Origin of the sequence: Streptomyces massasporeus (assembly GCF_014648995.1) — a bacterium.
Classification (GTDB): Bacteria; Actinomycetota; Actinomycetes; order Streptomycetales; family Streptomycetaceae; genus Streptomyces; species Streptomyces massasporeus.
In genome coordinates, this window is sequence record NZ_BMSE01000014.1 from 156,908 (window position 1) to 170,724 (window position 13,817).

Sequence of the window (13,817 nt, forward strand, 5' to 3'; positions counted from 1 at the left end):
CGCAACCGGTGATCTTCACAAACCCCCCTCATTTGTGGACCTTCATGGTTCAACAATAATTCGCTGAACGGAACCCTCTTTACTGATTCGAGATGTGAAGTGCGAGGAGGGGGGCTGTGGTTGGATTTGCTGCCAGGGCAACTGCCAGCCAGGGGGCACCCTGAGGCGTTCAGGATCTTCACAGTCGGCGGCGAAAGTGGCGCCGTCGAGGGCGTCGGGTCAGTGCATTCGCGAATATCGTGCGCCCCCGTTTGCGCCCCCGGTACCACCGCTTCGCACTGTCACCGGTTACCCGTGGTCATCCCAGGTCGGGGCGATCATTGGAGGGTCGGAGGGGGATCTCGTCCATGGGTGGAAAGTTGCGCGACCGCGTCAACATCGTGCGATAGAAAGGGCGTTCGGCCGTGGGGTACGGCCTCGACGTATCTCTGTGGGGGGACCTTGTTCAGAACTCGGGCGGCTTCGGCCGCCATCGGTGTCGTGGCGTTCCTGGTGACCGGCACCCCGGCGGCGAACGCCGCGGAGGCGCAGGCTCCGGATGTGCGGTACGCACACAGCGCCACGGGCGATCTCGGCACCCTGGAGGTCGGTATCAGCTCCGACAGCGCCATCACGGGAATCAGGGCCCATCTCGTCTCCGCGGCCACGCAGCAGGAAGTCGCCGTCGTGGAGTACGACGCGTTCGACCTCGTCTCCGGCACCGCGGACAACGGCGTGTGGCGCACGAGGAAGCCCCTCGACCTTCCCGATCTGGGCAGCTACACCGTCCGCATCGAGGCGACGGACGCCGACGGCGACCGCGACATCGACAACTCCGCGGGCACGCTCGCCTACTACGTCGCCGCGGTGTTCGAGGACGTGCACCCCGACCGCACGGAGATCGACACCGACCACCGTCAGGTGCGCATCGACGGCACCCTGAAGGGTCGCTGGCCGGCGACCCGGGAGCTGAAGCCCCTGGCCGACCACCAGGTCGACCTCGACGTGGACAACTGGACGGAGAACACCGTCCGCACCGACGCGCAGGGCCACTTCTCCGGCACGGTCACCGTGAACGACGCGGTGCCGGTCCAGGCCGTCTTCCGGCACGACAACGCCAACCCGTACGTCCTGTACGGCGAGTCCGAGTCGACCTCGATCACCATCCGTCAGGTGGCCACGCGCTGGACCTTCCAGGCCCCGTCCGAAGCCAGGACGATCGACTACGGGGACGAGGTCACCGTCACGGCGACGCTGGAGCGCGAGACCCCGCAGGGCTGGGTGCCCTTCGAGGGCCAGAGCGGCGGCGTCCTCTACGAGGCATCCTCCGGCACTCACTGGGCCAGCGTCGGCTACTTCACCACCGGCGCCGACGGCAAGGCCACGACCTTCACCCACATCCCGGGGGAGACCGGCACCTTCCGCGTGGCGTCCCACAGCGACGACCCGTTCATCGCCGAGGCCTCCGCGAACAGCGCCGAGATCACCGTCCTGCGCGCCTCCGTCTTCACCTCGTTCTCGGCCGCCCGCACCGAGGACGGTGGCGTGCACGTCGAGGGCGCCATGGACTTCCCCGACGGCTGGACGCCCGCGGACATCCCGGTGCACATCCAGTACTCGCGAGACGGCAAGCGCTGGACGGACCTGGCGACGGCGCAGGCCACCTGGTCCGGCGAGGGCCACGCCTTCTCGGCGGACCTCGCCGACGGGCGGCGGGGTCACTACCGTGCGCAGTTCGACAAGACGGAGTCGTTCCGCGGGGCGACGTCGGCGGTCGTGCGGGTGGCCCGCTGATGTCGGTGAGTCTGCGCAGACTCACGAGCAGCGCGACGTGCGCCGCCGTGCTGCTCGCCGGGGGAGCAGTCGCCTGCGGAGAGGGCTCGGGGAGTGACTCCGCGCAGGAGGGCTCCGCCAAGGCGACGCCCAGGGCGGCCGTGGCGAGGGCCGCGGCGAACTCCGAGGACATCACCTCGCTCCACTATCGGATCACCGGGACCGTGCCGCAGACGGGCCGTCTGGAGGCCGAAGCCTCCATGCGTACGGAACCTTCGGCCATGAGCATGCGGATGACCACGGCCGACCACGGTGAAGACGGCCGGCTGGAGGTCCGGTTCGTCGACGAGGTGATGTACGCGGGCGGGAGCGCGGTCGACTCCGGCAAGCTGGACGGCAAGAGCTGGTTCAGCGCCCGTCCGGCCGTATGGGGCCGTGGCGCGGTGGACAACAACTCCTACCGCGTACTGCCGAGTCAGCTGGAAGGCAATCCGGCCGTGCAGTCCAGGATCCTGACCGCCTCCAAGGACGTGCGGAAGATCGGGACGGAGACGATCGACGGCACCCGGACCACTCACTACAGGGGAACGGTCACGTGGAGAGGCATCAGCGCGGCCCGTGACGCCGCCTCGAACAAGGCGGCTCGGGAGCGCCACATCGAGAGCCTGGATCAGTTCGTGGCGCTGCGTATCGACGACACGCTCACCATGGACGTGTGGATCGACGAAGGCGACCGCACACGACAGTTCCGTATGCGCGGCGACACTCGTGCCACACGGGGCGGCGCCGAGGGCAAGCCGCTCGAATTCATCGACGGCGACCCCCTCGACATGACCGTCACCTTCCTCGAGGTCAACCAGCCGGTGACCGTCGATACGCCCCCGTCCGAAGACACCACCGACATCGCCGCGCCGGGGGACAAGGCGCAGTCGGCCGGGGACTGAGCTGCACCGGGTCAGGACCATGTCGCCTGGCCCGGCGCATCCGTCTCGCACGGCGACCACTGGCGGGCCGACAACGCCGGCGATGCCTACGCGCACGGCGGGCAGTACGGAAAACGCTCGTAGTGCTTGTAGCCCAGCACCAGGGCAGCGACGGCCCAGACGATCACGACATAGAGATCGGCCTCGTCGCCGAGGCACTGGCTCTTGTCGCGGCACTCCTCGCTCAGCTCCAGGGCCCCCTTGCCGACCGCCCCGTTGACGGCGAGCTGGACCAGCCACGAGACACCGCTGGCCACGTGCAGCCCGGCGACCGCGCCGAACGCCCAGGCGCCGGTCCGGGCGTCGAACGGCGTCTGCGCGGGCAGCGGCCGGTAGTAGGCCAGCAGGATGAGCGCGCAGACGAACCCCACGACCCCGTTCAGCAGGTCGTACTCACCGTCGTCCATGACCAGGACGAAGACGGTGGTGAAGGTGGTGGCGGTGAGAGCCCCCTGGTCGACGCCCCGCATGGTCGCTGTCACGGAGCAAGACGGTAGGGGGTCGAGGGGGAACTCGTCCCGACAACACCGTGATTACCCCCGGATCAGGCCGGGCGCGGTGGGGCAGTGGGTTCCTACTCCGGTCCGAACTCGTACAGCACCTCGTAGAGATGTCCCGCCTTGACCATCGAGGTCGCTTCGATCGGACGTCCGTCGGCAGCGAGGACAACCCGAAGCGTGCACAGCACGGGCAGGCTGCCGGGCAGGCGTAGAGCCTCGAACTGTTCCTGTGTGGGGACTCGGGCGGATACCTGGTCCACGCAGTGGTGGGGTGTGTGGCCCAGTTGCCTGAGCAGGGTGGCTGTCCCGCCTTTGATGCGGCGGTGGTCCCTCAGCGGTGTGCCGTCGGCGATGGCCGGCGGGTAGTACGACCGCACGAGTTCAGCCGGTTCGTCGTCGATGAGTACGAGCTGGCTGCGGAGTACCGCCACGCCGCCGGCCGGGAGAGCGAGGGCGTTGCGAATATCAGCGGGTGGGACCGTCTCCCTCACATCGAGGAGCATGATGTGGGCGTCCGTGCCGTGTTTGGCCGCCTCGGTGAGCCAGGGGTAAGACCGGTCGGCGGCGGCCGGGGCGAGGGAATCCGCAGGGCGTATCGTGCGCTGGTGGTGTTCGCGGACCGTCACCGCCGCCCCTGCTCGTCCGACCACCAGGCGCTCGTCCTTGAGGAGTTGGAGCGCCTTCTGGATCGTGGCGTTCGAGGCGTCGAAGCGGGTGCGGAGTTGAGCGGTGGAGGGCAGGTTCGCGCCCGGCGACAACTCGCCGCTCATGATGTCGTGGCGCAGGTCCGCCGCGATCCGTTCGTGCAGCGAGCGGCGATCGTGGGCTTCTGGTTCGGCCTTGGGCACTGCGGTCATCCGATTCTGATCTCGTAACGCAACTGCTGGCGTTGGGCGGGCATGACCATACGGTCGACCTGAATCGGCCGTTCGTCGCAGTCCAGGGTGAGTCTGGTGAGGCGCAGGACCGGTTCCGTCGGCCCGAGTCGCAAGGCCTGTTGCTCTGCTTCCTCGGGCAGGGCGGCTGTTACGTCCTCCCTGACCAGCGCACCGACATGACCCAGTTCGGCGAGGAGGGTGACGGCTCCACCACGGATCTTCGCCGTTCCGGCGAGCGGGGTGCCCCGGGCGATGGCGACGGGGTAGTAGGTGTCGGTCAGCTCGTTCGGCTCGTCGTCCAGGAGGATCAGGCGACGTCGTACGACGACCGGTTCCCCGTCGGCAACCCCGAACAGCCGTGCAACCTCAGCCGGCGCATGGACCTCCCCCGCATGGACGATGCGTTGAGACCCACTTCGCCCTTGGGCGGCCACATCCGCACTCCAGGCATCACCCTGTCCCTGCGCGCGCGGCGTCAGGTACGGCATCGACGTGCTGGTCCACCTGCTCCTGCTCACGACGTCCTCCCGTGACTGGCATGCCACCGACCTTGCCGCTTTACACGGTAAGCGACTCGGTGGCCAGGGGTTCGGGGTGGGCGACTCGCCTGCCAACCTCGCTGCATTTCGAGAAAAGCAATAAGGTTACGGATGTTGTAACTCCGGCCATCCGTCGAATGATTCGGAACCGATGACATGACCGACCTGCTTCGTCGTCTCGTCGCCTGGGCGGGCCTCACGCCCAAGCCCCGCCGGGCATGCCGACGCGCGTTACGCGAGACGCACCTCCTGACCGGCGTTCCGTCGCAACAGCCCCTCCCTCTGCCCATCCACCGCAGCCCTACCGCGCCGACACCCTCATCGATGGAACCTCCACCCGGGCCGTACGCCCGTACCTCGTCGTTCACGAGCAGCGGCAAGCGCGACAGCAGAACCACGAACTGGGTTCGGCCACGATGGAGTTGCCTGTAGCCGGGCCGTACTGGCCCCATGGCGTGGAGGCAGCCTGATGAGGTCATACCCCCGCCGCACCCTCCGCCTGCTGCCCTGGACCAGCCCCGAAGCCAAGCCGTGTTTTGTGATCACGGATGACGACGGGGGGCCCGTGTCCCGCAGAGCCGACATCGAGGAGGAGATCCAGCTCGACATGGGCAGTCAACTGTTCGCGCATGCGGACGACATGCTCCCGACCGCCACCGAGACACAGGTCCGATTCCTCGCAGAGCGTCTGACCGAGGCGCTGCGCGACATTCTCCGTGTTGCCGAGAGCCGGGGGCGGAGGGGGCGGATGTCCGGTGACGGGCTTTCGGAGCGGTCCTCCTCATGACCGCCGCGGCAGACCAGCCGTCCGCGTCCCCCGAGTGCACCCTCGCCGTCCGCCCCGGCTATCAGGACCTGCACGCCCGTTGCCTCCAGACCCGCGACCTGCCATTGCCCTTTGCCTTCGGCATCCCGCTTCAGCGCCGCTGCGGATGCCCGTGTCACGTGGCTCGGCCGTAGAAACACCGACGCCCCCCGCCCGATGACTCGGACAGGGGGCGTCGAGAACAACCCGTGGGTACCGGCTACTTCACCGGCTCCGGCTCCGGCGCGCTCGGAGAGTCCGCCGTACCGGCCGGAGGCTCGCCGTCGTCGTCGCCGTCGTCGTCGGTGTCCTCCGCCTGGACCGGCGTCTTCACCGAGTCCAGCAGCAGCTGGGCGACGTCCACGACCTGGATGGACTCCTTCGCCTTGCCGTCGTTCTTCTTGCCGTTGACGGAGTCGGTGAGCATGACCAGGCAGAACGGGCAGGCCGTCGAGACGATGTCGGGGTTGACCGACAGGGCCTCGTCGACGCGCTCGTTGTTGATGCGCTTGCCGATCCGCTCCTCCATCCACATCCGCGCACCACCGGCGCCGCAGCAGAAGCCGCGCTCCTTGTGGCGGTGCATCTCCTCGTTGCGGACACCGGGGACGGCGGCGATGATCTCGCGCGGCGGCGTGTAGATCTTGTTGTGGCGGCCCAGGTAGCACGGGTCGTGGTACGTGATGATGCCCTCGACCGGCGTGACCGGGATCAGCTTGCCCTCGTCGACGAGGTGCTGGAGCAGCTGCGTGTGGTGGATGACCTCGTAGTCGCCGCCGAGCTGCGGGTACTCGTTGCCGAGCGTGTTGAGGCAGTGCGGGCAGGTGGCGACGATCTTCTTGGCCGACTTGGGCTTCGCCGACTCGGCGACGACCTTGCCCTCGTCGTCCATCTCCTCGCCGAACGCCATGTTCAGCGCCATGACGTTCTCCATGCCGAGCTCCTGGAACAGGGGCTCGTTGCCGAGACGCCGGGCGGAGTCACCGGTGCACTTCTCGTCGCCGCCCATGATCGCGAACTTGACGCCCGCGATGTGCAGCAGCTCGGCGAAGGCCTTCGTGGTCTTCTTGGCGCGGTCCTCCAGGGCGCCGGCGCAGCCGACCCAGTAGAGGTACTCGACCTCGGACAGGTCCTCGATGTCCTTGCCGACGACCGGGACCTCGAAGTCGACCTCCTTGAGCCACTCCAGGCGCTGCTTCTTCGCCAGGCCCCAGGGGTTGCCCTTCTTCTCCAGGTTCTTGAGCATCGTGCCCGCCTCGGACGGGAACGCGGACTCGATCATCACCTGGTAGCGGCGCATGTCGACGATGTGGTCGACGTGCTCGATGTCGACCGGGCACTGCTCGACACAGGCGCCGCAGGTGGTGCAGGACCACAGGACGTCCGGGTCGATGACGCCGTTCTCCTCGGCGGTGCCGACCAGCGGGCGCTCGGCCTCCGCGAGGGCTGCGGCGGGCACGTCCTTCAGCTGCTCCTTGGACGCCTTCTCCTCGCCCTCCATCGTCTTGCCGCCGCCGGCCAGCAGGTACGGCGCCTTGGCGTGCGCGTGGTCCCGCAGGGACATGATCAACAGCTTGGGGGAGAGGGGCTTGCCCGTGTTCCAGGCGGGGCACTGCGACTGGCAGCGGCCGCACTCGGTGCAGGTGGAGAAGTCCAGCAGGCCCTTCCAGGAGTACTGCTCGACCTGGGAGACGCCGAAGACGTCGTCGTCACCGGGGTCGGTGAAGTCGATCGGCTTGCCGCCCGAGGTCATCGGCTGGAGCGCGCCGAGGGCCGTGCCGCCGCTCGCCTCGCGCTTGAACCAGATGTTCGGGAAGGCGAGGAAGCGGTGCCAGGCGACACCCATGTTGGTGTTGAGCGACACCACGATCATCCAGATGAACGAGGTGCCGATCTTGATCATCGCGACGAAGTAGACGAGGTTCTGCAGCGCCGTGACGCTCAGCCCCTTGAACGCGAGCACCAGCGGGTACGACGCGAAGTACGACGCCTCGTAGTGGTCGACGTGGTGGAGCGCGCCCTCCAGACCCCGCAGGACGTAGATCGCGAGGCCGATGGTGAGGATGACGTACTCGACGAAGTACGCCTGGCCGGCCTTGGAGCCGGCGAAGCGGGACTTGCGGCCCGGGCGGCTCGGCAGGTTCAGCAGGCGGATCGCGATGAGCACCGCGATGCCCAGGATCGTCATCACGCCGATGAACTCGATGTACAGCTCGAACGGCAGGAACTCACCGACGACCGGCAGCACCCAGTCGGCCTTGAACAGCTGGCCGAAGGCCTGGGCGAGGGTCGGCGGGAGCGTCAGGAAGCCGACGGCGACGAACCAGTGGGCGACACCGACGATGCCCCACCGGTTCATGCGCGTGTGGCCGAGGAACTCCTTCACCAGGGTCACGCTGCGCTGGTAGGGGTTGTCGGTCCGGGTGCCGGCCGGGACCGGCTGGCCCAGCTTGAAGTACCGGACGAACTGGCCGATCGCGCGTGCGAGCAGCGCGACGCCGACCACGGTCAGAACCAGCGACACGATGATCGCGGCGAGTTGCATGGGGGCTCCTCGGGCCTGCGAGGGGTTTTGTCAGGGGGACCTGTCGTTCTTCAGGCTTCCCCGAGATTACTAAGCGGTAACTTATGCAGTCCGTCTGAGACTACCCTCATCCTCCGCCGCACTGTAGCCGGGTGGGCAGTGATCTGAATCGCTGAGGGTTGCCTCAGAAACGGACCGGATCCGGTCGCGATCCAGTCGTGTTATTCATACCGAAATGTCATAATCCCGCCTACCTTATATCCGTGCTCTACGGGATCACCGCCGCCGCCACCGCCCTACTTCTCACCGCCCTGCTCGCCGCCGCCCTGCGAACCCCCGCGCTACGGCTGCGACTGGTCGAGCGGCGGCGGCAGCGGGACGTACCGCTGTCCGGGGGTGTGGCCGTCGTGCTCGTCACGGGCCTGGTCGTCGGGGCCGGGGAATGGCTGGGGGTCACGCCGCCCGCCGACGGGGCGCGCGGGGTGCTCGTCGCCGCGGGCGCCGTCGCCCTGCTCGGGCTCGCCGGTGACGTGTTGCGGCTGCGGCGGCGGGTGCTCGCCGCCGGTACGGCCGTGGCGGCCGCGTGTGTCGTGCCGTACGGGGAGACGGGGGTGGGGACCGGGCTGCTGGCGGTCGTGTGGATCGTGGCGGTGGTGTCCGGGTTCCGGGGGCTCGACCACGCCGACGGGCTGGCGGGCACGATCGGGGTCGTCGCGGCCTTCGGGGTGGCGGCCTGTGCGGCCGTCGAGGTGATGGACGGGATCGCGGGGCTGATGAGCGTGCTGGCCGCCGCGCTGACCGGGTTCCTGCTGCACAACTGGCACCCCGCGCGCGTGGCGCTGGGCGGCTGCGGGTCCATGTCCGCGGGGTTCGTGATCGCCGTGGGGGCCGTGTACGCGCGGGCCGGGTCCGGCGTCGTGGAGAGCGCGGGGGTCCTGTTCGCGCTGACCGCGGTGGTGGCCGCCGATGCCGTACTCGTGCTGGGGGTGCGGCGGTTGGCCGGGCGGGTCGTGGGGCGCGGCGGGCCCGACCATCTGGCGCACCGGCTGCGGCGGCTCGGGCTGACCGCGCCGGGTGCGAGTCTGCTGCTGGGAATGGGGGCGTTGTCCGGGATGCTCGTCGGGGTACTCGCGCACGTGGGCCACATCGGGGCCGGCGCCCTGTGGTGGGTGGTGGGAGGGGTCCTCGTCGTGGTGTTCACCCTCTCGCGTGTCCCTGTACACGTCCCCCGACGCAGCGTATCTCCGCAGGTCGGAGCCCCATTGCGTGTAAGGAACGGATAAGAGTTGAGCCTGCCCGACTCAGCTCTGTTGACCGGTTGGGGGCCGTCGTGCACACTTGAGTCCGTTCCACTCAAGTCAGCTGGAGGAATCAACCATGGCACGTGCGGTCGGCATCGACCTGGGCACGACTAACTCCGTCGTCAGCGTTCTGGAGGGCGGCGAGCCCACCGTCATCACCAACGCCGAGGGCGCCAGGACCACGCCGTCCGTCGTCGCCTTCGCCAAGAACGGTGAGGTGCTCGTCGGAGAGGTGGCCAAGCGCCAGGCGGTCACGAACGTGGACCGGACCATCCGCTCCGTGAAGCGTCACATGGGCACGGACTGGAAGATCGAGCTCGACGGGAAGCCTTTCAACCCGCAGCAGATCAGCGCCTTCGTGCTCCAGAAGCTCAAGCGTGACGCCGAGTCCTACCTGGGCGAGAAGGTGACCGACGCGGTCATCACCGTCCCGGCGTACTTCAACGACTCCGAGCGTCAGGCCACGAAGGAGGCCGGCGAGATCGCCGGTCTGAACGTGCTGCGCATCGTCAACGAGCCCACCGCGGCCGCCCTGGCGTACGGCCTCGACAAGGACGACCAGACCATCCTGGTCTTCGACCTCGGTGGCGGTACGTTCGACGTCTCGCTGCTGGAGATCGGCGACGGCGTCGTCGAGGTGAAGGCCACCAACGGTGACAACCACCTCGGTGGTGACGACTGGGACCAGCGCGTCGTCGACTACCTGGTCCAGCAGTTCCAGTCCGGCCACGGCGTGGACCTGGGCAAGGACAAGATGGCCCTGCAGCGTCTGCGCGAGGCCGCCGAGAAGGCGAAGATCGAGCTGTCCTCGTCCACCGAGACCTCGATCAACCTGCCCTACATCACCGCCTCCGCCGAGGGCCCCCTGCACCTCGACGAGAAGCTCACCCGCGCCCAGTTCCAGCAGCTGACCGCGGACCTCCTGGAGCGCTGCAAGACGCCGTTCCACAACGTCATCAAGGACGCCGGCATCTCCATCAGCGAGATCGACCACGTCGTCCTGGTCGGCGGCTCCACCCGTATGCCCGCCGTCGCCGAGCTCGTCAAGGAGCTGACCGGCGGCAAGGACGCCAACAAGGGCGTCAACCCGGACGAGGTCGTCGCCATCGGCGCCGCCCTGCAGGCCGGTGTCCTCAAGGGCGAGGTCAAGGACGTCCTGCTCCTCGACGTCACCCCGCTGTCCCTCGGTATCGAGACCAAGGGCGGCATCATGACCAAGCTCATCGAGCGGAACACGACGATCCCGACCAAGCGGTCCGAGATCTTCACCACCGCCGAGGACAACCAGCCCTCCGTGCAGATCCAGGTCTACCAGGGCGAGCGCGAGATCGCGGCGTACAACAAGAAGCTCGGGATGTTCGAGCTGACCGGTCTGCCCCCGGCGCCCCGCGGCGTCCCGCAGATCGAGGTGTCCTTCGACATCGACGCCAACGGCATCATGCACGTCACGGCGAAGGACCTCGGCACCGGCAAGGAGCAGAAGATGACCGTCACCGGCGGCTCCTCGCTGCCGAAGGACGAGGTCGACCGCATGCGCCAGGAGGCCGAGCAGTACGCGGAGGAGGACCACAAGCGCCGCGAGGCCGCCGAGTCCCGCAACCAGGGCGAGCAGCTCGTCTACCAGACCGAGAAGTTCCTCAAGGACAACGAGGACAAGGTCCCGGGCGAGATCAAGACCGAGGTCGAGGAGGCCGTCGCCGAGCTGAAGGAGAAGCTCAAGGGCGAGGACTCCGCCGAGATCCGCACCGCCACCGAGAAGGTCGCGGCCGTCTCGCAGAAGCTGGGCCAGGCCATGTACGCGGACGCCAATGCGGCCCAGGCGGCCGGTGGTCCCGCCGGTGACGCGGGCGCGGCCGCCGGTGGTGCCAAGGCCGCTGACGACGACGTCGTCGACGCCGAGATCGTCGACGAGGACCGGAAGGACGGTGCCGCGTGACGGAGGAGACCCCGGGCTTCGACGAGCAGCAGCCCGACGTCCCTTCCGGCGCCACCTCCGACGACGCCGAGCCGAAGGCCGCCTCCTCCTCCGCGGAGGAGGAGGCGGCCCCGGCCGGGGACACGGGCCAGGACGTGGCTCTGGTGGCCCAGCTGGACCAGGCCCGCACGGCGCTCTCCGAGCGCACGGCGGACCTCCAGCGCCTCCAGGCCGAGTTCCAGAACTACCGCCGCCGGGTCGAGCGCGACCGGATCGCGGTCAAGGAGATCGCCATCGCGAACCTCCTGACCGAGCTCCTGCCCGTGCTCGACGACATCGGCCGCGCACGCGAACACGGCGAACTGGTCGGCGGCTTCAAGTCCGTCGCCGAGTCGCTGGAGAGCACCGCGGCGAAGATGGGCCTGCAGCAGTTCGGCAAGGAGGGCGAGCCCTTCGACCCGACGATCCACGAAGCCCTGATGCACAGCTACGCACCGGACGTCACCGAGACGACGTGCGTCGCGATCCTGCAGCCCGGGTACCGGATCGGCGAGCGCACCATCCGCCCCGCGCGGGTGGCGGTGGCCGAACCCCAGCCGGGGGCGCAGACGGTCAAGGCGGACGAGTCCGCCGACGCCGACGACAAGGAGAGCGGTGGCCCGGACGAGGGCTGACGTCATCAACGAAGGGAAGGAGGGGCGTCGAGGATGAGCACCAAGGACTTCATCGAGAAGGACTACTACAAGGTCCTCGGCGTCCCCAAGGACGCCACCGAGGCCGAGATCAAGAAGGCGTACCGGAAGCTCGCCCGCGAGTTCCACCCGGACGCCAACACCGGCAACGTCAAGGCGGAGGAGCGCTTCAAGGAGATCTCCGAGGCCAACGACATCCTCGGCGACCCCAAGAAGCGCAAGGAGTACGACGACGCGCGCGCCCTCTTCGGCAACGGCGGCTTCCGCCCGGGGCCGGGCGGCGCGGGCGGCTCCTTCAACTTCGACCTGGGCGACCTCTTCGGAGGCGGCGCCCAGGGCGGCGGCCAGGGAGCCGGCGGCTTCGGCGGCGGACTCGGTGACGTTTTCGGGGGCCTGTTCAACCGCGGTGGCGCGGGCGGGCCGGGGACGCGTACGCACCCCCGGCGCGGCCAGGACATCGAGTCCGAGGTCACGCTCAGCTTCACCGAGGCGATCGAGGGCGCGACCGTCCCGCTGCGGATGTCGTCGCAGTCTCCCTGCAAGGCCTGTTCGGGCACCGGCGACAAGAACGGCACGCCGCGCGTGTGCCCGACCTGCGTCGGCACCGGGCAGGTCGCCCGGGGCAGCGGCGGCGGCTTCTCCCTCACCGACCCCTGCCCCGACTGCAAGGGCCGCGGCCTGATCGCGGAGAACGCCTGCGAGGTCTGCAAGGGCAGCGGCCGGGCCAAGTCCTCGCGGACCATGCAGGTGCGCATCCCCGCGGGCGTCAGCGACGGCCAGCGGATCCGGCTGCGCGGCAAGGGAGCGCCGGGCGAGCGCGGCGGGCCGGCGGGCGACCTCTACGTGGTCGTGCACGTCGACGCCCACCCGGTGTTCGGCCGCAAGGAGGACAACCTCACGGTCACCGTCCCGGTGACCTTCACCGAGGCGGCCCTCGGCGGCGAGGTGCGGGTACCCACCCTGGGCGGCTCGCCCGTCACGCTGAAGCTGCCTCCGGGCACGCCCAACGGGCGCACCATGCGCGCCCGGGGCAAGGGCGCGGTCCGCAAGGACGGCACCCGCGGCGACCTTCTGGTCACCGTGGAGGTGAGTGTTCCGAAGGACCTGACGGGGAAGGCTCGTGACGCACTCGAGGCGTACCGCGAGGCGACCGCGGGTGAGGATCCGCGGGCGGATCTGTTCCAGGCCGCGAAGGGAGCATGAGTCAGATGGACGGTCGTCGGCGCAATCCGTATGAACTGACCGAGGAGACCCCGGTCTACGTCATCTCGGTGGCGGCCCAGCTGTCCGGCCTGCACCCCCAGACCCTGCGCCAGTACGACCGGCTGGGTCTGGTCTCCCCGGACCGCACGGCGGGCCGGGGCCGGCGCTACTCGGCCCGCGACATCGAACTGCTGCGCACCGTCCAGCAGTTGTCGCAGGACGAGGGCATCAACCTGGCCGGTATCAAGCGCATCATCGAACTGGAGAACCAGGTCGCCGCGCTCCAGGCCCGGCTGGCCGAGATGCAGGACGCGCTCGACGGAGCGGCGGCGGCGATGCGCCAGCGCGAGGCCGCGGTGCACGCGTCGTACCGCCGCGACCTGGTGCCGTACCAGGAGGTGCAGCAGACCAGCGCGCTGGTGGTGTGGCGGCCGAAGCGGCAGCAGCAGTCCGACTGACGCGCATTCGCACATGAGAGGGCCGGGAGTTCACTCCCGGCCCTTTCGTGTGCCTTGGTGGGGTTTCACCCGGTCTCACCCGGTCTCCCGTGGATGACTGGGGCGTGCGCGGCACTTGAAGGTGATTCCGCAGAGTCTTCACAACTACTGCGGAGCGTGGTGTTGTCATCTCGTTAAGTGGTTCCGCTTGACGCTGGGGGCGCATCCGCGTTGGCTTTTCAGTCACATGGGTCCCAAAAGAGGTGCCCACGTCCGAATCACACGCGA

Annotated in this window: 12 protein-coding genes; 8 read left to right on the forward strand and 4 right to left on the reverse strand. The window is 68.8% G+C overall.

The genetic code is table 11. The features are described 5' to 3' along the window. Positions 1 to 441 precede the first annotated feature (441 nt). Both IE153_RS27625 and IE153_RS27630 read left to right on the forward strand, forming a co-directional pair. Positions 442 to 1,773, forward strand: coding sequence for a hypothetical protein (locus IE153_RS27625; protein ID WP_229829198.1), 1,332 nt, complete (start codon positions 442 to 444; stop codon positions 1,771 to 1,773). Next, on the forward strand, positions 1,773 to 2,696 hold the full coding sequence (locus tag IE153_RS27630) for an SCO4651 family lipoprotein (RefSeq protein WP_229829199.1): 924 nt from the start codon (positions 1,773 to 1,775) through the stop codon (positions 2,694 to 2,696). The genes IE153_RS27625 and IE153_RS27630 overlap by 1 nt, the downstream gene beginning before the upstream one ends. Before the next feature lie 86 nt (positions 2,697 to 2,782). On the opposite strand, the gene IE153_RS27635 is transcribed toward IE153_RS27630, so the two are convergent. The 3 genes from IE153_RS27635 to IE153_RS27645 all read right to left on the reverse strand — a co-directional run bounded on the left by IE153_RS27635 (position 2,783) and on the right by IE153_RS27645 (position 4,601). Beyond that, positions 2,783 to 3,217: a hypothetical protein gene (locus tag IE153_RS27635; RefSeq protein ID WP_189592498.1), complete on the reverse strand. Its 435-nt coding sequence runs from the start codon at positions 3,215 to 3,217 to the stop codon at positions 2,783 to 2,785. Positions 3,218 to 3,309: 92 nt separating this feature from the next. Next, entirely contained in the window at positions 3,310 to 4,092 is a 783-nt protein-coding gene (locus IE153_RS27640; RefSeq protein ID WP_189592499.1) for a GntR family transcriptional regulator, read from the reverse strand. Then, on the reverse strand, positions 4,089 to 4,601 hold the full coding sequence (locus tag IE153_RS27645; RefSeq protein WP_435811811.1) for a GntR family transcriptional regulator: 513 nt from the start codon (positions 4,599 to 4,601) through the stop codon (positions 4,089 to 4,091). Before IE153_RS27645 ends, IE153_RS27640 begins: the two co-directional genes overlap by 4 nt. A gap of 616 nt (positions 4,602 to 5,217) precedes the next feature. On the opposite strand from IE153_RS27645, the gene IE153_RS27650 reads away from it, so the two are divergent. Further along, positions 5,218 to 5,439, forward strand: coding sequence for a hypothetical protein (locus IE153_RS27650; RefSeq protein ID WP_308432213.1), 222 nt, complete (start codon positions 5,218 to 5,220; stop codon positions 5,437 to 5,439). Between the two features lie 238 nt (positions 5,440 to 5,677). On the opposite strand, the gene IE153_RS27655 is transcribed toward IE153_RS27650, so the two are convergent. Beyond that, on the reverse strand, positions 5,678 to 8,002 hold the full coding sequence (locus IE153_RS27655; RefSeq protein WP_189592502.1) for a (Fe-S)-binding protein: 2,325 nt from the start codon (positions 8,000 to 8,002) through the stop codon (positions 5,678 to 5,680). Positions 8,003 to 8,244: 242 nt separating this feature from the next. On the opposite strand from IE153_RS27655, the gene IE153_RS27660 reads away from it, so the two are divergent. The 5 genes from IE153_RS27660 (at position 8,245) to IE153_RS27680 (ending at position 13,550) form a co-directional block, all read left to right on the forward strand. Then, positions 8,245 to 9,264: an MraY family glycosyltransferase gene (locus IE153_RS27660; protein WP_189592503.1), complete on the forward strand. Its 1,020-nt coding sequence runs from the start codon at positions 8,245 to 8,247 to the stop codon at positions 9,262 to 9,264. Between the two features lie 94 nt (positions 9,265 to 9,358). Beyond that, a complete protein-coding gene (dnaK, locus tag IE153_RS27665; RefSeq protein ID WP_189592504.1) occupies positions 9,359 to 11,218 on the forward strand; it encodes a molecular chaperone DnaK in 1,860 nt (619 codons plus the stop codon). After that, positions 11,215 to 11,871, forward strand: coding sequence for a nucleotide exchange factor GrpE (grpE, locus tag IE153_RS27670; protein WP_189592505.1), 657 nt, complete (start codon positions 11,215 to 11,217; stop codon positions 11,869 to 11,871). Before dnaK ends, grpE begins: the two co-directional genes overlap by 4 nt. Positions 11,872 to 11,904: 33 nt before the next feature. Then, a complete protein-coding gene (gene dnaJ, locus IE153_RS27675) occupies positions 11,905 to 13,092 on the forward strand; it encodes a molecular chaperone DnaJ (protein WP_189592506.1) in 1,188 nt (395 codons plus the stop codon). 5 nt (positions 13,093 to 13,097) lie between these two features. Next, positions 13,098 to 13,550, forward strand: coding sequence for a heat shock protein transcriptional repressor HspR (locus tag IE153_RS27680; RefSeq protein ID WP_062928190.1), 453 nt, complete (start codon positions 13,098 to 13,100; stop codon positions 13,548 to 13,550). The last annotated feature ends 267 nt before the right edge of the window (positions 13,551 to 13,817 follow it).

Coding starts and splice junctions, on each gene's coding strand:
- IE153_RS27630 (WP_229829199.1), top strand. CDS start 1,773: ATGTCGGTGAGTCTGCGCAGACTCACGAGCAGCGCGACGTGCGCCGCC.
- IE153_RS27640 (WP_189592499.1), bottom strand. CDS start 4,092: ATGACCGCAGTGCCCAAGGCCGAACCAGAAGCCCACGATCGCCGCTCG.
- IE153_RS27645 (WP_435811811.1), bottom strand. CDS start 4,601: ATGCCGTACCTGACGCCGCGCGCGCAGGGACAGGGTGATGCCTGGAGT.
- IE153_RS27655 (WP_189592502.1), bottom strand. CDS start 8,002: ATGCAACTCGCCGCGATCATCGTGTCGCTGGTTCTGACCGTGGTCGGC.
- dnaK (WP_189592504.1), top strand. CDS start 9,359: ATGGCACGTGCGGTCGGCATCGACCTGGGCACGACTAACTCCGTCGTC.
- dnaJ (WP_189592506.1), top strand. CDS start 11,905: ATGAGCACCAAGGACTTCATCGAGAAGGACTACTACAAGGTCCTCGGC.
- IE153_RS27680 (WP_062928190.1), top strand. CDS start 13,098: ATGGACGGTCGTCGGCGCAATCCGTATGAACTGACCGAGGAGACCCCG.